The 17,419-nt window shown below is 42.4% G+C and carries 38 protein-coding genes and 1 pseudogene; 21 read left to right on the forward strand and 18 right to left on the reverse strand.

Annotated features, from left to right (window positions below):
- From QWY93_RS18635 to QWY93_RS20155, 7 genes are all read right to left on the reverse strand, one after another.
- Positions 1-279: M48 family metalloprotease (locus tag QWY93_RS18635; protein ID WP_290249880.1), on the reverse strand; the 279-nt coding region annotated here is incomplete at its 3' end.
- 73 nt (positions 280-352) lie between these two features.
- Positions 353-523: a M48 family metalloprotease gene (locus QWY93_RS18640; protein ID WP_290249881.1), complete on the reverse strand. Its 171-nt coding sequence runs from the start codon at positions 521-523 to the stop codon at positions 353-355.
- A gap of 155 nt (positions 524-678) precedes the next feature.
- A complete protein-coding gene (locus QWY93_RS19900) occupies positions 679-867 on the reverse strand; it encodes a hypothetical protein (RefSeq protein ID WP_353959693.1) in 189 nt (62 codons plus the stop codon).
- Complete coding sequence (locus tag QWY93_RS19905) at positions 845-946, reverse strand: hypothetical protein (RefSeq protein WP_353959694.1); 102 nt, start codon at positions 944-946, stop codon at positions 845-847. Before QWY93_RS19905 ends, QWY93_RS19900 begins: the two co-directional genes overlap by 23 nt.
- A complete protein-coding gene (locus QWY93_RS19910) occupies positions 940-1,221 on the reverse strand; it encodes a M48 family metalloprotease (protein ID WP_353959695.1) in 282 nt (93 codons plus the stop codon). Before QWY93_RS19910 ends, QWY93_RS19905 begins: the two co-directional genes overlap by 7 nt.
- Positions 1,222-1,233: 12 nt before the next feature.
- Positions 1,234-1,668 carry a type IX secretion system membrane protein PorP/SprF gene (locus tag QWY93_RS20150; RefSeq protein WP_494337487.1) on the reverse strand — a complete coding sequence of 145 codons (435 nt, stop codon included), beginning with the start codon at positions 1,666-1,668 and terminating at the stop codon, positions 1,234-1,236.
- 180 nt (positions 1,669-1,848) lie between these two features.
- Positions 1,849-2,283, reverse strand: a complete 435-nt coding sequence (locus tag QWY93_RS20155) for a PorP/SprF family type IX secretion system membrane protein (RefSeq protein ID WP_494337483.1) — start codon at positions 2,281-2,283, stop codon at positions 1,849-1,851.
- Positions 2,284-2,479: 196 nt separating this feature from the next.
- On the opposite strand from QWY93_RS20155, the gene QWY93_RS18655 reads away from it, so the two are divergent.
- The 14 genes from QWY93_RS18655 to yaaA all read left to right on the forward strand — a co-directional run bounded on the left by QWY93_RS18655 (position 2,480) and on the right by yaaA (position 8,699).
- Positions 2,480-3,049, forward strand: a complete 570-nt coding sequence (locus QWY93_RS18655) for a hypothetical protein (RefSeq protein WP_290249882.1) — start codon at positions 2,480-2,482, stop codon at positions 3,047-3,049.
- Positions 3,033-3,404, forward strand: a complete 372-nt coding sequence (locus QWY93_RS18660; RefSeq protein ID WP_290249883.1) for a hypothetical protein — start codon at positions 3,033-3,035, stop codon at positions 3,402-3,404. Before QWY93_RS18655 ends, QWY93_RS18660 begins: the two co-directional genes overlap by 17 nt.
- A 351-nt stretch (positions 3,405-3,755) precedes the next feature.
- Positions 3,756-4,382, forward strand: a complete 627-nt coding sequence (locus QWY93_RS18665) for a hypothetical protein (RefSeq protein WP_290249884.1) — start codon at positions 3,756-3,758, stop codon at positions 4,380-4,382.
- Positions 4,361-4,537 (forward strand): hypothetical protein, encoded by a 177-nt coding sequence (locus QWY93_RS18670; RefSeq protein WP_290249885.1) that lies wholly within the window; start codon positions 4,361-4,363, stop codon positions 4,535-4,537. Before QWY93_RS18665 ends, QWY93_RS18670 begins: the two co-directional genes overlap by 22 nt.
- A 5-nt stretch (positions 4,538-4,542) precedes the next feature.
- Positions 4,543-4,824, forward strand: a complete 282-nt coding sequence (locus QWY93_RS18675) for a hypothetical protein (protein WP_290249886.1) — start codon at positions 4,543-4,545, stop codon at positions 4,822-4,824.
- 16 nt (positions 4,825-4,840) lie between these two features.
- Positions 4,841-5,095, forward strand: coding sequence for a hypothetical protein (locus QWY93_RS18680; RefSeq protein WP_290249887.1), 255 nt, complete (start codon positions 4,841-4,843; stop codon positions 5,093-5,095).
- Positions 5,068-5,487, forward strand: coding sequence for a hypothetical protein (locus tag QWY93_RS18685; protein WP_290249888.1), 420 nt, complete (start codon positions 5,068-5,070; stop codon positions 5,485-5,487). Before QWY93_RS18680 ends, QWY93_RS18685 begins: the two co-directional genes overlap by 28 nt.
- A gap of 31 nt (positions 5,488-5,518) precedes the next feature.
- Complete coding sequence (locus QWY93_RS18690; RefSeq protein ID WP_290249889.1) at positions 5,519-5,743, forward strand: hypothetical protein; 225 nt, start codon at positions 5,519-5,521, stop codon at positions 5,741-5,743.
- Positions 5,713-6,048 carry a hypothetical protein gene (locus tag QWY93_RS18695; protein WP_290249890.1) on the forward strand — a complete coding sequence of 112 codons (336 nt, stop codon included), beginning with the start codon at positions 5,713-5,715 and terminating at the stop codon, positions 6,046-6,048. The genes QWY93_RS18690 and QWY93_RS18695 overlap by 31 nt, the downstream gene beginning before the upstream one ends.
- Entirely contained in the window at positions 6,017-6,454 is a 438-nt protein-coding gene (locus QWY93_RS18700) for a hypothetical protein (protein WP_290249891.1), read from the forward strand. The genes QWY93_RS18695 and QWY93_RS18700 overlap by 32 nt, the downstream gene beginning before the upstream one ends.
- Positions 6,455-6,643: 189 nt before the next feature.
- Positions 6,644-7,933, forward strand: a complete 1,290-nt coding sequence (locus tag QWY93_RS18705) for a T9SS type B sorting domain-containing protein (RefSeq protein WP_290249892.1) — start codon at positions 6,644-6,646, stop codon at positions 7,931-7,933.
- Between the two features lie 4 nt (positions 7,934-7,937).
- Positions 7,938-8,081: a hypothetical protein gene (locus QWY93_RS19915; RefSeq protein ID WP_353959696.1), complete on the forward strand. Its 144-nt coding sequence runs from the start codon at positions 7,938-7,940 to the stop codon at positions 8,079-8,081.
- The gene (locus QWY93_RS19920; protein WP_353959697.1) at positions 8,081-8,470 is read left to right on the forward strand and encodes a YaaA family protein; all 390 of its coding nucleotides are present in this window, start codon (positions 8,081-8,083) and stop codon (positions 8,468-8,470) included. The genes QWY93_RS19915 and QWY93_RS19920 overlap by 1 nt, the downstream gene beginning before the upstream one ends.
- Positions 8,448-8,699 carry a peroxide stress protein YaaA gene (yaaA, locus tag QWY93_RS19925; RefSeq protein ID WP_353959698.1) on the forward strand — a complete coding sequence of 84 codons (252 nt, stop codon included), beginning with the start codon at positions 8,448-8,450 and terminating at the stop codon, positions 8,697-8,699. Before QWY93_RS19920 ends, yaaA begins: the two co-directional genes overlap by 23 nt.
- Positions 8,700-8,792: 93 nt before the next feature.
- On the opposite strand, the pseudogene QWY93_RS18715 reads toward yaaA, so the two are convergent.
- The 11 genes and pseudogenes from QWY93_RS18715 to QWY93_RS18765 all read right to left on the reverse strand — a co-directional run bounded on the left by QWY93_RS18715 (position 8,793) and on the right by QWY93_RS18765 (position 14,849).
- A pseudogene (locus tag QWY93_RS18715) lies at positions 8,793-9,478 on the reverse strand (YaaA family protein).
- A 90-nt stretch (positions 9,479-9,568) separates the two neighbouring features.
- Positions 9,569-10,555 (reverse strand): hypothetical protein, encoded by a 987-nt coding sequence (locus tag QWY93_RS18720; protein WP_290249893.1) that lies wholly within the window; start codon positions 10,553-10,555, stop codon positions 9,569-9,571.
- A gap of 5 nt (positions 10,556-10,560) precedes the next feature.
- Positions 10,561-10,959 carry a hypothetical protein gene (locus QWY93_RS18725; RefSeq protein WP_290249894.1) on the reverse strand — a complete coding sequence of 133 codons (399 nt, stop codon included), beginning with the start codon at positions 10,957-10,959 and terminating at the stop codon, positions 10,561-10,563.
- A gap of 2 nt (positions 10,960-10,961) precedes the next feature.
- Complete coding sequence (locus QWY93_RS18730; RefSeq protein WP_290249895.1) at positions 10,962-11,306, reverse strand: hypothetical protein; 345 nt, start codon at positions 11,304-11,306, stop codon at positions 10,962-10,964.
- A gap of 17 nt (positions 11,307-11,323) precedes the next feature.
- The gene (locus tag QWY93_RS18735; RefSeq protein ID WP_290249896.1) at positions 11,324-11,728 is read right to left on the reverse strand and encodes a hypothetical protein; all 405 of its coding nucleotides are present in this window, start codon (positions 11,726-11,728) and stop codon (positions 11,324-11,326) included.
- The gene (locus QWY93_RS18740; protein WP_290249897.1) at positions 11,674-11,946 is read right to left on the reverse strand and encodes a hypothetical protein; all 273 of its coding nucleotides are present in this window, start codon (positions 11,944-11,946) and stop codon (positions 11,674-11,676) included. Before QWY93_RS18740 ends, QWY93_RS18735 begins: the two co-directional genes overlap by 55 nt.
- The gene (locus QWY93_RS18745; RefSeq protein ID WP_290249898.1) at positions 11,880-12,650 is read right to left on the reverse strand and encodes a hypothetical protein; all 771 of its coding nucleotides are present in this window, start codon (positions 12,648-12,650) and stop codon (positions 11,880-11,882) included. The genes QWY93_RS18740 and QWY93_RS18745 overlap by 67 nt, the downstream gene beginning before the upstream one ends.
- A complete protein-coding gene (locus tag QWY93_RS18750) occupies positions 12,575-13,537 on the reverse strand; it encodes a hypothetical protein (protein WP_290249899.1) in 963 nt (320 codons plus the stop codon). The genes QWY93_RS18745 and QWY93_RS18750 overlap by 76 nt, the downstream gene beginning before the upstream one ends.
- Before the next feature lie 5 nt (positions 13,538-13,542).
- Complete coding sequence (locus QWY93_RS18755) at positions 13,543-13,851, reverse strand: hypothetical protein (protein WP_290249900.1); 309 nt, start codon at positions 13,849-13,851, stop codon at positions 13,543-13,545.
- Complete coding sequence (locus tag QWY93_RS18760; RefSeq protein WP_290249901.1) at positions 13,848-14,450, reverse strand: hypothetical protein; 603 nt, start codon at positions 14,448-14,450, stop codon at positions 13,848-13,850. The genes QWY93_RS18755 and QWY93_RS18760 overlap by 4 nt, the downstream gene beginning before the upstream one ends.
- A 9-nt stretch (positions 14,451-14,459) precedes the next feature.
- Positions 14,460-14,849, reverse strand: coding sequence for a hypothetical protein (locus QWY93_RS18765; protein ID WP_290249902.1), 390 nt, complete (start codon positions 14,847-14,849; stop codon positions 14,460-14,462).
- A 334-nt stretch (positions 14,850-15,183) separates the two neighbouring features.
- Here QWY93_RS18765 and QWY93_RS20160 point away from each other — a divergent pair, with 334 nt between their 5' ends.
- From QWY93_RS20160 to QWY93_RS18790, 7 genes are all read left to right on the forward strand, one after another.
- Positions 15,184-15,369, forward strand: a complete 186-nt coding sequence (locus tag QWY93_RS20160; protein WP_494337484.1) for a type IX secretion system membrane protein PorP/SprF — start codon at positions 15,184-15,186, stop codon at positions 15,367-15,369.
- A gap of 124 nt (positions 15,370-15,493) precedes the next feature.
- Positions 15,494-15,745: a hypothetical protein gene (locus QWY93_RS20165; RefSeq protein WP_494337485.1), complete on the forward strand. Its 252-nt coding sequence runs from the start codon at positions 15,494-15,496 to the stop codon at positions 15,743-15,745.
- A 13-nt stretch (positions 15,746-15,758) separates the two neighbouring features.
- Positions 15,759-16,190 (forward strand): type IX secretion system membrane protein PorP/SprF, encoded by a 432-nt coding sequence (locus QWY93_RS20170; RefSeq protein WP_494337486.1) that lies wholly within the window; start codon positions 15,759-15,761, stop codon positions 16,188-16,190.
- Positions 16,191-16,329: 139 nt separating this feature from the next.
- Complete coding sequence (locus QWY93_RS18775; protein ID WP_290249903.1) at positions 16,330-16,581, forward strand: hypothetical protein; 252 nt, start codon at positions 16,330-16,332, stop codon at positions 16,579-16,581.
- An 81-nt stretch (positions 16,582-16,662) separates the two neighbouring features.
- The gene (locus tag QWY93_RS18780) at positions 16,663-16,806 is read left to right on the forward strand and encodes a hypothetical protein (RefSeq protein ID WP_290249904.1); all 144 of its coding nucleotides are present in this window, start codon (positions 16,663-16,665) and stop codon (positions 16,804-16,806) included.
- Between the two features lie 83 nt (positions 16,807-16,889).
- Positions 16,890-17,231, forward strand: coding sequence for a M48 family metalloprotease (locus QWY93_RS18785; protein WP_290249905.1), 342 nt, complete (start codon positions 16,890-16,892; stop codon positions 17,229-17,231).
- Complete coding sequence (locus tag QWY93_RS18790; protein ID WP_290249906.1) at positions 17,228-17,395, forward strand: hypothetical protein; 168 nt, start codon at positions 17,228-17,230, stop codon at positions 17,393-17,395. The genes QWY93_RS18785 and QWY93_RS18790 overlap by 4 nt, the downstream gene beginning before the upstream one ends.
- The last annotated feature ends 24 nt before the right edge of the window (positions 17,396-17,419 follow it).

Raw genomic sequence — 17,419 nt, forward strand, 5'->3', positions numbered from 1 at the left:
TTTCCAGCTTCCTAACCTTTCCATCAAAGGAGGGTGGGAATAGTTGACAAAAACGTGCAAGGGATGTGGATTGATTTGGGTTAGTGTTTTGACCGAAAGCGTTTTTAATGCACTGGCCAATGGCTTGCCATCATATGTTTCCTTGGCAAATCGCTCCGCTTCAAATTCGTTTTTCCGGCTAAGCAAATTCATAAATATTCCCAACACGGTACTTATTGGGGAAAACAGTAAGGCAAAACCTATCAAGTTTAAATGGACTGCCCACCTATCACCTCCCATAGCTTGGCTGATTTCTGGTTATTGACGAATAAAGAAAGCAACAAAAGCATCACCCCTAATTGCAGGATACTTATCACCAAGCTTTGGATGATGTGCTTTTCTTGAAGTGCCCTATTTCATGGGCCAGGACTGCTACCAATTCCTCTGGTTTGTGTTGCTCCACCAGGGTATCAAAAAGAACCACCTTTTTCTTTTGCCAAAACCGGAAAAAAGGCATTTGCCTTAGTGGACCGTTTGCTTCCATCCATTACAAAAACATTTTCCAACGAAAACCCCACGGAGGAAGCATATTCCATGATTTTACTTTCAGCTCCCCTTCTTCCAGAGGAGTTAATTTATTGAACAAAGGCAAGATCCATGAAGTGTAAAACATATTGATCAAAACCATGAAAACAGCAGCTACCCCCAAAAGTAAAGCCAGAAACCTTCCCCCAATTCCTGTATCAACCAAAGTAAAAGGGCAAGCAAGCCCCCACCTATTAATATCCCAACCAAATAACCTTTTACTTTATCTCCAAAAAAAGTTTTCCGGGTGGTTTTATTAAACCCAAACTCTTCTTCAATTTTAAAAAGTATGGTAATAATCAAATGGGATGGAAAGCAAATCAGAACCAATAAAAAGCAAGCCAAAAAACAACAGGGATTGTAAGATCATTGGATCTACCATTGGCTAACCCATTGATCCAGCAAACCAAAACCACCCCAGATTAACATCCCCAAGGTGATGACCAAGGAAAACGAGCCACTTATTAGGCCAAAATAATAATTGGTTTTTTGATAAGATTTGGCCTCCTGAAGTTTTTCTTGATCCAAAAAATTTTGAAGGGTAGCAGGTACTTGGGGTACCTTTTGACGAACATTTAACCAGGAAGTGAATTTATCAAACAAAAATCCAAGGGTAATCAACCCGATCATCAAGTATTTTAAACTTTCTGCGCTCATTCGGCAAATCTACTAAAATTTGGGACAGGGAAGAATAGTGTCCCTCAACCTTGGTGCCCCAGGGTTCTTCCTATCTGGAAGACTGAAAGAAATGCTAATTTCATGAGCCCCACCGGACTGAATACCTAATTGGGAAACCGTATAATCAAAACTATAACCAATATCCATTCCGGTTGGCAAACTCAAGCCCAGCAAAACCACCAACGCATCCCGATTAGATTCCTGGTTAATTGGTTTATAAGGAAGCCCTCTATACCAAAAACCCACAATCAAGGGTTCCGCATAAAGGTAAGCCCCTACATCCAGTTGCTCAAATGGGCCTTGCCGTTTATAGTTAAGGGTTGGGGTGATATACCTTTGTTTGTAAGTATGGGTAAAATCCCTTTCATAGCACCATGGCCCAGGGGAATCCGGTAACCTGCATGACCGGAAAACTTGACCGGCAATTTGCTTTCCCCATCAAAAAAAGACTGGTTGGGTTGATTAACATGGTGGGCTGAAGCCCCCAGCCAAAAATTTTCAGTAAAAAAAGCCCTCCAAATGATAAGGAGAGCATATCAATCGGATCCCCCAACCCATTCAGGTTCCCATCTCCTGGCATAGGCGGTGCGAATGGATCATTGGGATCTATTGATTGGCAAAAACCAAATTTTCATAAAAGCCAATATCTCTGCGGATATAGCTGGCTTGAAATCCAGGCCTGAAATACATGGACTCGGCCAATTTAAGTTCATAAGCATAAATCCCCGAAATGGTTAAGGACTTTAAATTTGCTGCCCCTTCAGTATCATTCATCACCATCACCCCTACACCACTATTATACCTTTCCAAAAAGGTATCATAATAAACAGAGAATGTTTTAAATTGGGCATCCAGTCCAGGCCATTGGGTTCGGTAATTGGCACCGATTCTACCTTGCAAATCTGAACCGGCAAAAGCGGGATTTAAATATAAAGGAGCTGCATAATATTGAGTATATTGTGGATCTTGGGCATAAGCATCACCTGTATAAATAATATACATCAAAATACAAAAAACAATATATATAAAAGACCTAAACAATTTTTTGTTCGTTTATTTGAGTAACATGTGTTTATTAAACGACATGATAAGACAGGTGTTTTATCCTGGTAAAAGTAAATTATGAAAAGGAATCGTCCCAACATAACAAAAAAACATTTTTACTGTCCTAATATTGGTATTTTCATACCTTTTACACCCAATATACAGCTATTCACAGGGATATAATGAAAAACGAATGGGTTTTTGGGTACTGTGGCACAGCCAGGATAATAATTATATTTCATTTGGAAAGGTGAAAATCCTACCGTCCTCAGTTTACCAGGTTCTCAACTTTGGGTACGGCAATGTAGCCTTAGCTATTGACCCCATCACTGGTGAAACACTATTTTACACCGATGGGGCTTTGGTTTATAATTATTTAAATGAACCTATGCAAGGTGTGGTAGGCGAATTGGGAGGAATGGAAGATGAAAGGCAAACAGTTGCCATCGCTGAATTGGATTTTGAACCTCAAGGGGGGAATAGATTATTTTACACCTTTTACATTACCCCTGGAGGACAATTGGAATATGCCATCATGGACATGAACGACCAAGGAGGAGCCCCCTCCAACCAACCTCCAGCAGGATCAGTTTCTCCTGGGGGCACCATAGGCCCATCCGAAGGCCCTATTATTGTAATAAAAGCACCAGGCCAGCCAAGTTTCCTCATCAGTTTTGAAAATGGGCAAGTGATATCCAGGGAAATCCTGATCAAGAAGGGCAATTCGGAGCCCCCGGTCCACTCCCTTGGATTTCACTCCTAAGGCAATTTATTACGAGGAAGTCACCAATACTTTATTATTCATACCTGAGGAACCTGGAATAAACATCACTCTTGTCAACATCAACCCAACACGGGGTTCATTTGGATCCCACTTCGAAATCCAGCAATCAGCAGGTCCTGAAACAATTGAAGGAGTGGTTGTTTCCCCAAATACAGATTATTTTTATTATAGCCAGGGAGACCAGATACTAAGAGTTCCTGCCAGTGGAGATTTTGATGGAACGCCAGAAGCTATCCCGTTAAATAATCCCGTAGAAAATGTTTATGACCTCAAATTTGGACCGGATGGTAAACTATATTATATCTATCAAGAGGAAAACAGTGATGCTTTTTAGTTGGAACAGTCAATAACCCAGAAGAGGAGGACCTGCTTAATGTAGAGGTGGATGAAGACCCTTTCCAGGGAACTGATTTTTGTGGATCTATATTTCCCCATTTTGCTCCAGATATGGATGGCATTAGTGGAACGGTGGATTTTTCCTGGTCCCCAAATCCCCCTTGCATGAATAATCCCTGCAGTTGACTTCAAATATAATTCCACCAAATATTCCAGTAGAAACCTATGAGTGGACGATTAATCCGGCCCCAACAGATCAAGATGGTGAGGAACTTGAGTAGATTTAAATGAGGAACATCTTCTTTTACCCGCAGCGGCCACCAATGAACAAAACATTAACGTTTCACTGGTGGTAGAATTTGGAGATGGTAGTAAGGATTCAGTAGCCTACCCCATTACCTTGCAGGAAAACAACCTTCAGGCCAACTTTATGCCCTCAGATACAACTACCTGTAACCAATGTGTTGACCTGAATGAAATGCTGGATGTCTCCAGTGGTGAGGAAGGCCAGGGTGGGGGAACTGGAGGTGGAGGGACCGGTGGAGGCCAAGGAGGCGGCCAAACCAACTATGAGTATTTCTGGTCCAATAAAAAGGATGAAGGATGGATACCTGAAGGAGCCAATGAAGTTTGTGAGCCGGGCTTATATTGGGCATTGGTTAGGGAACCAGGATCCTCTTGTTATGTTTATGCACAAACCAGGGTCAAAATGTGGGACCCGGAGACCGATCAAAAGATAGATGACCAGACCAATTCGGTTTGGTACTTTGGCCAAAACGGTGGGCTAAATTTCAACCCGACCCTGACGACCCGGATGGAATTGTCCCCCGCCCAGTGGAAGACCCTGGTTTTGGATGGAATCTACCTGCAGGGACTACCACCATCTCTGACCAAACCGGACAGGTTTTGTTTTATACTGATGGCCAAACCGTTTGGGATCTTAATGGAAATGTCATGGAAGGGGGACAGGATATAGGAGGTGACAATTCCTCTTCCCAAAGTGTGGTGGCCGTACCCATCCCACAGGAAGAATCTCTATATTACCTGTTCACCACTGAATCGGCAAGTGGAGGAAGCAACCAGGTAAAATTTAGTCTGGTAGATATCAAGGGGGAAAACCCAGTGGGGTAGGAAGTGTGGTAAGTGGGGACAACTTCTTATTCAGCCCCGGCACGGAACAAGCGGCTGCCCTGACAGCAGGAGACACCACCTGGATGATGTTTCATGAAATGGGCAACAACTCTTTTAGAGCTTATCCTATTACCAATGAGGGAATTGGGCAACCCGTAATCAGTTCAGCAGGAAGCGACCATAATTTTGGCACTGGAGTTGGAACCATGAAATTCAATTCCGATGGAAGCAAATTGGCTGTTACCATCAATGATGGAGGAGAAAATAAAGTTGAAATTTTGATTTGATCAGGACACTGGTCTTTTGACCCCTTATGCTTCTATTGATTTGATGTCCAATGATGAGGTGTATGGTCTGGAGTTTTCCAATGACGGGCAAAGAATTTTTGTCTCTTACCGCAATGGAGGAGGCATTCAGGAATTCCCTGTAGAAGGGGGAACTACCACCGATAACACTGACCCTGACAACCCCATTACACAATCCTGTCCAAGCTGCTTTGAAAATGCCTCCACTCAGGCTGCAATAGAACAATGTATTCTGACAATATCACGACCTTAGCCCAAAGCAGTGGCCAAAATTTGGGAGCCCTCCAAATTGGCCCGGATGGGCAGATATATGCCTCAATTGTTGGAGCAAGTCAGGTTGGACAGATCCAGGCGGCACTGACTGCAACAGCAGCACCTACCGTCCTGACGGACCACAAACAGGTGGCACCAATGGACTGGGCTTACCCTCCTTTGTTCAAAACTCTGGAAGCAGTATCCCTGAGCCGGGACTGGAAGGGCCAGATAGATTATGTTTGGCAGATGGAGAAGCACTGGGCACATTTGAAGGAGGTGGAGAACCCGATATTGACAGTTATTTTTGGACCATTACGGATACTGATGGGAATGAGATCCACACTTTTGGAGGTGTCGGTGAAGATTTCCAAACCATGGAATACCCCTTGATTCGGCTGGGGTTTATACTGTTACTTTGGATGTGGAAAGGTGCCGGGTAGGATTTAATTATCACCATGAAACAAAAGAAGTAGAAATTCCTCCCCCTCCTGTCCTTACCTTGATTGATGATGTTACTACTTGTAGTGGCAACCCTGTAACCTTAACAGCTATAGATGGCTATGATGAAAGTGAGGATCTGTATAATTTTGATTGGAGAAATGCTGCTGGTGAAGTATGGGAGACAGCTCATCCAATACTATTGTAGTGGATGAGGCAAGCATTTATACAGTAACCGTTTCTTATAAAACCCCTGTCGGAGAAGACCCGGCGACTTACGAAACATGTGCTGTTTCAAGTTCTGTATTTGTGGGACCCGCTTTTGATTTTGACCTGAACCAAACTGCCGAATCATCATGTTACAATGAAAATGTTGTCAATTTTGCACCAAAAACCCCAGTGGAAGGGGATTGGGCCTACCAGGTTCAAGGGGACAGCACCTCATTTGTTTCACTTGGAAGAGGCTTTGAGTTAAACTTGAATGTTTCCAATTACCCGGTCCGGGAATTATGATATTATATTCACCACTGAAGATCCCATTCTTGAAGGTTGTATAGTTGAAAAAAGGGCAGAATTGGAGGTAAGCCCTCTGCCTGAATTTTCCATTGATGCAATTACCCCGGCAACAAGTTGTAACAGTTTGGATGGAAGTTTTGAAATCAATATGGAATCCGATGCGGATTCTGTTATCGTAGTGGAAACCGGAATGAATTTTATTAACGTCACCCAAGGAGAAACATTGACTCCCGGCAACCTTGATCCTGGAATTTACACCGTCAAGGCAAGGCTAGGAGGCTGCGTCAATTTTAAAACTGTAAGCATTCAAAACAACAATCCTCCTAGTAGCTTTGACCCAACGGTAACCCCTAACTCAGAAGTTTGCGGCCCGGATGGAACCCTAATGGTTCCCTTGATATAGAATTGGCAGATCTTCTCAGGGAGGAGAATATGTGATTACCCGTGAATTGGATGGTGTTCAATTTATGGGATCTTTTACCGGAAATACATCCGTGTCCCTAAGCAGTGGAGAATATGCAGTAGAGTTATCTGATGCCAGTGGTTGCGCTTTTCATATGACAGTCTTTTTACAATTGAAGGAAAAAACAGGGTGGATTTTTCCATCCCAACCCAAACTATCGCCTGCGAGGCTTTTATTTTCAGGCCTCAATCCGAGGAGGACTTAACATTTACTATCACGGATCCAAATGGGACTACCTTAAGTCCAGATTCAGAAGGAAATTTCACCTTAGGGTTGGAAGGGACCTACCAGGTAAAGGGAGCACCAGCAGATCCTAACAATGAAGATTGTCCAAGAATAAGAGATTTGAACCTGGTTTTAAATGATCAGGTAATATATGAAGTATCAGGCCCGCAATATCAATGTAACTCTCCAAGAGGGGTTTACCGAGCCGTACTTGATCCTGGGTTTGATCCTGATGATTATATTTTTATGTGGAGGAACAGTGAGGGCACAATAGTCAATAGGGGTCAGACAATATCCTCCGCTCAACAAGAAGAATTATCACTGGAGGTTCAACCAAAAATTGGGGCTGCCTGCCCGGGACCTCCAATTACTTTTGAAACCGTCCCATTTGTTCACCAAGCCCAGGTATCCCTGAATGCAGAGTCCGGCATTTGTTTTGACAACACCCCTGCTGTCATTACTGCTGATATTGATGTTGAACTATCTGATGAAATCAGGATAGAATGGCACCGGGTAACTAATGGAAATTCAGAAAGGATCCCCCAATTTGACGATTTGACTGAAATTTCAGTAGATGAATCTGGGACATACCGGGCTTTTGTAATCAATGAAACCGCAGACCTGCAATGTATCATAGGAACAGATGAAATTGAAGTTTTCAGATCGGATTCAGAACCACCTGTTTTAGAGGAGAGTTATACCATTTGTGCCATTGAAGGGGTGTCTACAACCTTGGATTCATTGGGAAATTGGTCTGAATATGAGTGGTGGCTTGATGGAGAATTGGTCAGCACTGACTCCACCTTCACTCCTATCGAACCGGGCAATTATGAACTTATTCTTTCAGATCAGGCCAGCTGTGAATATGCACTTTCATTTGAAGTAATTGAGGATTGTAGGCTCCTGATCACCATTCCTACAGGTCTTGTCCCTGGAGACGAGGAAAGAAACTTTGTTGTTTACGTCAATGATTTTGTGGATGAGATCAGTGTTTTGATTTATAACCGATGGGGCGAGTTAATTTATCATTGTATAGAGGAAAATGTTCCAGAAAATTCCCCATTTTGCGAATGGAATGGATTTGTCAATGGCAAAAAGGTCCCCATAGGCACCTACCCTGTCATTGTCAAATATAAAAGCCAGGACCAAAACCTAGAACAAACCATCAAAAAAGCTATTGTAGTAGTAGAATAAACGCATGATCACATTAATTTCCCCAGCCAAATCACTGGATTTAAGCAGCACTGACATTTCATTATCGACTCAACCTGATTTTCCCAAGGAAATCCAATCCTTGGTTTCCATCATGAAGAAAAAGTCCACTTCTGACATCCAAATTTGATGAAAGTCAGTGAAAACATTGGAGAACTTAACCATGAGAGGTATAGAAATTTTGAAAAAGAGTTTACCCGGGAAAATTCAAAGCAGGCGCTTTTGACTTTTAATGGGGATGTTTACAGAAATATGGATATTGAACATTATTCCTTAAAGGATTTTGAATTTGCCCAAGAACATCTTAGGATCCTTTCCGGTTTATACGGACTCCTTAAACCCATGGACTTGATCCAACCCTATCGTTTGGAGATGGGAATTTCCCTGGAAAATAAAAAAGGGAAAAACCTTTATGAATTCTGGGGCGATAAAATTGCAAAAGCAATTGATAAAGCCAGCAATGGTGATCCTGTGATTGACCTGGCATCCAAAGAATATGGAAAAAGCAGTCAATCTTAAAGCATTAAAAAGCCCCATCGTTCATGTTAACTTTAAGGAATTCCGGAATGGGAAATATAAAATTGTAGGTACTTTGGCCAAACAAGCCAGGGGAATGATGGCCAATTATATTATCAAAAATAAAATCAATGACCTGATAAAATCAAACTCTTTAATGAAGACGGTTATGAATTTTCGGAGCCCGAAAGCAAAGGAAATAAGTGGATTTTCGTACGTTAATAAAACATAGCCTTAATATATATTTAAGGCTATGTTTTATTAACGTACGAAAATCCACTTATTTCCTTTGCTTTCGGGCTCCGAAAATTCATAACCGTCTTCATTAAAGAGTTTGATTTATCAGGGTCATTGATTTTATTTTGATAATATAATTGGCCATCATTCCCCTGGCTTGTTTGGCCAAAGTACCTACAATTTTATATTTCCCATTCCGGAATTCCTTAAAGTTAACATGAACGATGGGGCTTTTTAATGCTTTAAGATTGACTGCTTTTCCATATTCTTTGGATGCCAGGTCAATCACAGGATCACCATTGCTGGCTTTATCAATTGCTTTTGCAATTTTATCGCCCCAGAATTCATAAAGGTTTTTCCCTTTTTATTTTCCAGGGAAATTCCCATCTCCAAACGATAGGGTTGGATCAAGTCCATGGGTTTAAGGAGTCCGTATAAACCGGAAAGGATCCTAAGATGTTCTTGGGCAAATTCAAAATCCTTTAAGGAATAATGTTCAATATCCATATTTCTGTAAACATCCCCATTAAAAGTCAAAAGCGCCTGCTTTGAATTTTCCCGGGTAAACTCTTTTTCAAAATTTCTATACCTCTCATGGTTAAGTTCTCCAATGTTTTCACTGACTTTCATCAAATTTTGGATGTCAGAAGTGGACTTTTTCTTCATGATGGAAACCAAGGATTGGATTTCCTTGGGAAAATCAGGTTGAGTCGATAATGAAATGTCAGTGCTGCTTAAATCCAGTGATTTGGCTGGGGAAATTAATGTGATCATGCGTTTATTCTACTACTACAATAGCTTTTTTGATGGTTTGTTCTAGGTTTTGGTCCTGGCTTTTATATTTGACAATGACAGGGTAGGTGCCTATGGGGACCTTTTTGCCATTGACAAATCCATTCCATTCGCAAAATGGGGAATTTTCTGGAACATTTCCTCTATACAATGATAAATTAACTCGCCCCATCGGTTATAAATCAAAACACTGATCTCATCCACAAAATCATTGACGTAAACAACAAAGTTTCTTTCCTCGTCTCCAGGGACAAGACCTGTAGGAATGGTGATCAGGAGCCTACAATCCTCAATTACTTCAAATGAAAGTGCATATTCACAGCTGGCCTGATCTGAAAGAATAAGTTCATAATTGCCCGGTTCGATAGGAGTGAAGGTGGAGTCAGTGCTGACCAATTCTCCATCAAGCCACCACTCATATTCAGACCAATTTCCCAATGAATCCAAGGTTGTAGACACCCCTTCAATGGCACAAATGGTATAACTCTCCTCTAAAACAGGTGGTTCTGAATCCGATCTGAAAACTTCAATTTCATCTGTTCCTATGATACATTGCAGGTCTGCGGTTTCATTGATTACAAAAGCCCGGTATGTCCCAGATTCATCTACTGAAATTTCAGTCAAATCGTCAAATTGGGGGATCCTTTCTGAATTTCCATTAGTTACCCGGTGCCATTCTATCCTGATTTCATCAGATAGTTCAACATCAATATCAGCAGTAATGACAGCAGGGGTGTTGTCAAAACAAATGCCGGACTCTGCATTCAGGGATACCTGGGCTTGGTGAACAAATGGGACGGTTTCAAAAGTAATTGGAGGTCCCGGGCAGGCAGCCCCAATTTTTGGTTGAACCTCCAGTGATAATTCTTCTTGTTGAGCGGAGGATATTGTCTGACCCCTATTGACTATTGTGCCCTCACTGTTCCTCCACATAAAAATATAATCATCAGGATCAAACCCAGGATCAAGTACGGCTCGGTAAACCCCTCTTGGAGAGTTACATTGATATTGCGGGCCTGATACTTCATATATTACCTGATCATTTAAAACCAGGTTCAAATCTCTTATTCTTGGACAATCTCATTGTTAGGATCTGCTGGTGCTCCCTTTACCTGGTAGGTCCCTTCCAACCCTAAGGTGAAATTTCCTTCTGAATCTGGACTTAAGGTAGTCCCATTTGGATCCGTGATAGTAAATGTTAAGTCCTCCTCGGATTGAGGCCTGAAAATAAAAGCCTCGCAGGCGATAGTTTGGGTTGGGATGGAAAAATCCACCCTGTTTTTTCCTTCAATTGTAAAAAGACTGTCATATGGAAAAGCGCAACCACTGGCATCAGATAACTCTACTGCATATTCTCCACTGCTTAGGGACACGGATGTATTTCCGGTAAAAGATCCCATAAATTGAACACCATCCAATTCACGGGTAATCACATATTCTCCTCCCTGAGAAGGATCTGCCAATTCTATATCAAGGGAACCATTAAGGGTTCCATCCGGGCCGCAAACTTCTGAGTTAGGGTTACCGTTGGGTCAAAGCTACTAGGAGGATTGTTGTTTTGAATGCTTACAGTTTTAAAATTGACGCAGCCTCCTAGCCTTGCCTTGACGGTGTAAATTCCAGGATCAAGGTTGCCGGGAGTCAATGTTTCTCCTTGGGTGACGTTAATAAAATTCATTCCGGTTTCCACTACGATAACAGAATCCGCATCGGATTCCATATTGATTTCAAAACTTCCATCCAAACTGTTACAACTTGTTGCCGGGGTAATTGCATCAATGGAAAATTCAGGCAGAGGGCTTACCTCCAATTCTGCCCTTTTTTCAACTATACAACCTTCAAGAATGGGATCTTCAGTGGTGAATATAATATCATAAATCCCGGACCGGGTAAATTGGAAACATTCAAGTTTAACTCAAAGCCTCTTCCAAGTGAAACAAATGAGGTGCTGTCCCCTTGAACCTGGTAGGCCCAATCCCCTTCCACTGGGGTGTTTGGTGCAAAATTGACAACATTTTCATTGTAACATGATGATTCGGCAGTTTGGTTCAGGTCAAAATCAAAAGCGGGTCCCACAAATACAGAACTTGAAACAGCACATGTTTCGTAAGTCGCCGGGTCTTCTCCGACAGGGGTTTTATAAGAAACGGTTACTGTATAAATGCTTGCCTCATCCACTACAATAGTATTGGATGAGCTGTCTCCCAATACTTCACCAGCAGCATTCTCCAATCAAAATTATACAGATCCTCACTTTCATCATAGCCATCTATAGCTGTTAAGGTTACAGGGTTGCCACTACAAGTAGTAACATCATCAATCAAGGTAAGGACAGGAGGGGGAGGAATTTCTACTTCTTTTGTTTCATGGTGATAATTAAATCCTACCCGGCACCTTTCCACATCCAAAGTAACAGTATAAACCCCAGCCGAATCAAAGGGGTATTCCATGGTTTGGAAATCTTCACCGACACCTCCAAAAGTGTGGATCTCATTCCCATCAGTATCCGTAATGGTCCAAAAATAACTGTCAATATCGGGTTCTCCACCTCCTTCAAATGTGCCCAGTGCTTCTCCATCTGCCAAACATAATCTATCTGGCCCTTCCAGTCCCGGCTCAGGGATACTGCTTCCAGAGTTTTGAACAAAGGAGGGTAAGCCCAGTCCATTGGTGCCACCTGTTTGTGGTCCGTCAGGACGGTAGGTGCTGCTGTTGCAGTCAGTGCCGGCCTGGATCTGTCCAACCTGACTTGCTCCAACAATTGAGGCATATATCTGCCCATCCGGGCCAATTTGGAGGGCTCCCAAATTTTGGCCACTGCTTTGGCTAAGGTCGTGATATTGTCAGAAATACATTGTTCTATTGCAGCCTGAGTGGAGGCATTTTCAAAGCAGCTTGGACAGGATTGTGTAATGGGGTTGTCAGGGTCAGTGTTATCGGTGGTAGTTCCCCCTTCTACAGGGAATTCCTGAATGCCTCCTCCATTGCGGTAAGAGACAAAAATTCTTTGCCCGTCATTGGAAAACTCCAGACCATACACCTCATCATTGGACATCAAATCAATAGAAGCATAAGGGGTCAAAAGACCAGTGTCCTGATCAAAATCAAAAATTTCAACTTTATTTTCTCCTCCATCATTGATGGTAACAGCCAATTTGCTTCCATCGGAATGAATTTCATGGTTCCAACTCCAGTGCCAAAATTATGGTCGCTTCCTGCTGAACTGATTACGGGTTGCCCAATTCCCTCATTGGTAATAGGATAAGCTCTAAAAGAGTTGTTGCCCATTTCATGAAACATCATCCAGGTGGTGTCTCCTGCTGTCAGGGCAGCCGCTTGTTCCGTGCCGGGGCTGAATAAGAAGTTGTCCCCACTTACCACACTTCCTACCCCACTGGGGTTTTCCCCCTTGATATCTACCAGACTAAATTTTACCTGGTTGCTTCCTCCACTTGCCGATTCAGTGGTGAACAGGTAATATAGAGATTCTTCCTGTGGGATGGGTACGGCCACCACACTTTGGGAAGAGGAATTGTCACCTCCTATATCCTGTCCCCCTTCCATGACATTTCCATTAAGATCCCAAACGGTTTGGCCATCAGTATAAAACAAAACCTGTCCGGTTTGGTCAGAGATGGTGGTAGTCCCTGCAGGTAGATTCCATCCAAAACCAGGGTCTTCCACTGGGCGGGGGACAATTCCATCCGGGTCGTCAGGGTCGGGGTTGAAATTTAGCCCACCGTTTTGGCCAAAGTACCAAACCGAATTGGTCTGGTCATCTATCTTTTGATCGGTCTCCGGGTCCCACATTTTGACCCTGGTTTGTGCATAAACATAACAAGAGGATCCTGGTTCCCTAACCAATGCCCAATATAAGCCCGGCTCACAAACTTCATTGGCTCCTTCAGGTATCCATCCTTCATCCTTTTTATTGGACCAGAAATACTCATAGTTGGTTTGGCCGCCTCCTTGGCCTCCACCGGTCCCTCCACCTCCAGTTCCCCCACCCTGGCCTTCCTCACCACTGGAGACATCCAGCATTTCATTCAGGTCAACACATTGGTTACAGGTAGTTGTATCTGAGGCATAAAGTTGGCCTGAAGGTTGTTTTCCTGCAAGGTAATGGGGTAGGCTACTGAATCCTTACTACCATCTCCAAATTCTACCACCAGTGAAACGTTAATGTTTTGTTCATTGGTGGCCGCTGCGGGTAAAAGAAGATGTTCCTCATTTAAATCTAACTCAAGTTCCTCACCATCTTGATCTGTTGGGGCCGGATTAATCGTCCACTCATAGGTTTCTACTGGAATATTTGGTGGAATTATATTTGAAGTCAACTGCAGGGGATTATTCATGCAAGGGGATTTGGGGACCAGGAAAAATCCACCGTTCCACTAATGCCATCCATATCTGGAGCAAAATGGGGAAATATAGATCCACAAAAATCAGTTCCCTGGAAAGGGTCTTCATCCACCTCTACATTAAGCAGGTCCTCCTCTTCTGGGTTATTGACTGTTCCAACTAAAAAAGCATCACTGTTTTCCTCTTGATAGATATAATATAGTTTACCATCCGGTCCAAATTTGAGGTCATAAACATTTTCTACGGGATTATTTAACGGGATAGCTTCTGGCGTTCCATCAAAATCTCCACTGGCAGGAACTCTTAGTATCTGGTCTCCCTGGCTATAATAAAAATAATCTGTATTTGGGGAAACAACCACTCCTTCAATTGTTTCAGGACCTGCTGATTGCTGGATTTCGAAGTGGGATCCAAATGAACCCCGTGTTGGGTTGATGTTGACAAGAGTGATGTTTATTCCAGGTTCCTCAGGTATGAATAATAAAGTATTGGTGACTTCCTCGTAATAAATTGCCTTAGGAGTGAAATCCAAGGGAGTGGACCGGGGGGCTCCGAATTGCCCTTCTTGATCAAGGATTTCCCTGGATATCACTTGCCCATTTCAAAACTGATGAGGAAACTTGGCTGGCCTGGTGCTTTTATTACAATAATAGGGCCTTCGGATGGGCCTATGGTGCCCCCAGGAGAAAACTGATCCTGCTGGAGGTTGGTTGGAGGGGGCTCCTCCTTGGTCGTTCATGTCCATGATGGCATATTCCAATTGTCCTCCAGGGGTAATGTAAAAGGTGTAAAATAATCTATTCCCCCCTTGAGGTTCAAAATCCAATTCAGCGATGGCAACTGTTTGCCTTTCATCTTCCATTCCTCCCAATTCGCCTACCACACCTTGCATAGGTTCATTTAAATAATTATAAACCAAAGCCCCATCGGTGTAAAATAGTGTTTCACCAGTGATGGGGTCAATAGCTAAGGCTACATTGCCGGTACCCAAAGGTGAGAACCTGGTAAACTGAGGACGGTAGGATTTTCACCTTTTCCAAATGAAATATAATTATTATCCTGGCTGGTGCCACAGTACCCAAAAACCCATTCGTTTTCATTATATCCCTGTGAATAGCTGTATATTGGGTGTAAAAGGTATGAAAAATACCAATATTAGGACAGTAAAAAATGTTTTTTGTTATGTTGGGACGATTCCTTTTCATAATTTACTTTTACCAGGATAAAACACCTGTCTTATCATGTCGTTTAATAAACACATGTTACTCAAATAAACGAACAAAAAATTGTTTAGGTCTTTTATATATATTGTTTTTTGTATTTTGATGTATATTATTTATACAGGTGATGCTTATGCCCAAGATCCACAATATACTCAATATTATGCAGCTCCTTTATATTTAAATCCCGCTTTTGCCGGTTCAGATTTGCAAGGTAGAATCGGTGCCAATTACCGAACCCAATGGCCTGGACTGGATGCCCAATTTAAAAACATTCTCTGTTTATTATGATACCTTTTGGAAAGGTATAATAGTGGTGTAGGGGTGATGGTGATGAATGATACTGAAGGGGCAGCAAATTTAAAGTCCTTAACCATTCGGGGATTATGCTTATGAACTTAAATTGGCCGAGTCCATGTATTTCAGGCCTGGATTTCAAGCCAGCTATATCCGCAGAGATATTGGCTTTTATGAAAATTTGGTTTTTGCCAATCAAATAGATCCCAATGATCCATTCGCACCGCCTATGCCAGGAGATGGGAACCTGAATGGGTTGGGGGATCCGATTGATATGCTCTCCTTATCATTTGGAGGGCTTTTTTTACTGAAAATTTTTGGCTGGGGGCTTCAGCCCACCATGTTAATCAACCCAACCAGTCTTTTTTGATGGGGAAAGCAAATTGCCGGTCAAGTTTTCCGGTCATGCAGGTTACGGATTCCCTGGGCATGGTGCTATGAAAAGGGATTTTACCCATACTTACAAACAAAGGTATATCACCCCAACCCTTAACTATAAACGGCAAGGCCCATTTGAGCAACTGGATGTAGGGGCTTACCTTTATGCGGAACCCTTGATTGTGGGTTTTTGGTATAGAGGGCTTCCTTATAAACCAATTAACCAGGAATCTAATCGGGATGCGTTGGTGGTTTTGCTGGGCTTGAGTTTGCCAACCGGAATGGATATTGGTTATAGTTTTGATTATACGGTTTCCCAATTAGGTATTCAGTCCGGTGGGGCTCATGAAATTAGCATTTCTTTCAGTCTTCCAGATAGGAAGAACCCTGGGGCACCAAGGTTGAGGGACACTATTCTTCCCTGTCCCAAATTTTAGTAGATTTGCCGAATGAGCGCAGAAAGTTTAAAATACTTGATGATCGGGTGATTACCCTTGGATTTTTGTTTGATAAATTCACTTCCTGGTTAAATGTTCGTCAAAAGGTACCCCAAGTACCTGCTACCCTTCAAAATTTTTGGATCAAGAAAAACTTCAGGAGGCCAAATCTTATCAAAAAACCAATTATTATTTTGGCCTAATAAGTGGCTCGTTTTCCTTGGTCATCACCTTGGGGATGTTAATCTGGGGTGGTTTTGGTTTGCTGGATCAATGGGTTAGCCAATGGGTAGATCCAATGATCTTACAATCCCTGTTGTTTTTTGGCTTGCTTTTATTGGTTCTGATTTGCTTTCCATCCCATTTGATTATTACCATACTTTTAAAATGAAGAAGAGTTGGGTTTAATAAAACCACCCGGAAAACTTTTTTGGAGATAAAGTAAAAGGTTATTTGGTTGGGATATTAATAGGTGGGGGCTGCTTGCCCTTTTACTTTGGTTGATACAGGAATTGGGGAAGGTTTCTGGCTTTACTTTTGGGGGGTAGCTGCTGTTTTCATGGTTTTGATCAATATGTTTTACACTTCATGGATCTTGCCTTTGTTCAATAAATAAACTCCTCTGGAAGAAGGGGAGCTGAAAAGTAAAATCATGGAATATGCTTCCTCCGTGGGTTTTCGTTGGAAAATGTTTTTGTAATGGATGGAAGCAAACGGTCCACTAAGGCAAATGCCTTTTTTTCCGGTTTTGGCAAAAAGAAAAAGGTGGTTCTTTTTGATACCCTGGTGGAGCAACACAAACCAGAGGAATTGGTAGCAGTCCTGGCCCATGAAATAGGGCACTTCAAGAAAAAGCACATCATCCAAAGCTTGGTGATAAGTATCCTGCAATTAGGGGTGATGCTTTTGTTGCTTTCTTTATTCGTCAATAACCCAGAAATCAGCCAAGCTATGGGAGGTGATAGGTGGGCAGTCCATTTAAACTTGATAGGTTTTGCCTTACTGTTTTCCCCAATAAGTACCGTGTTGGAATATTTATGAATTTGCTTAGCCGGAAAAACGAATTTGAAGCGGAGCGATTTGCCAAGGAAACATATGATGGCAAGCCATTGGCCAGTGCATTAAAAACGCTTTCGGTCAAAACACTAACCCAAATCAATCCACATCCCTTGCACGTTTTTGTCAACTATTCCCACCCTCCTTGATGGAAAGGTTAGGAAAGCTGGAAA

Source organism: Echinicola jeungdonensis (assembly GCF_030409905.1).
Classification (GTDB): domain Bacteria; phylum Bacteroidota; class Bacteroidia; order Cytophagales; family Cyclobacteriaceae; genus Echinicola; species Echinicola jeungdonensis.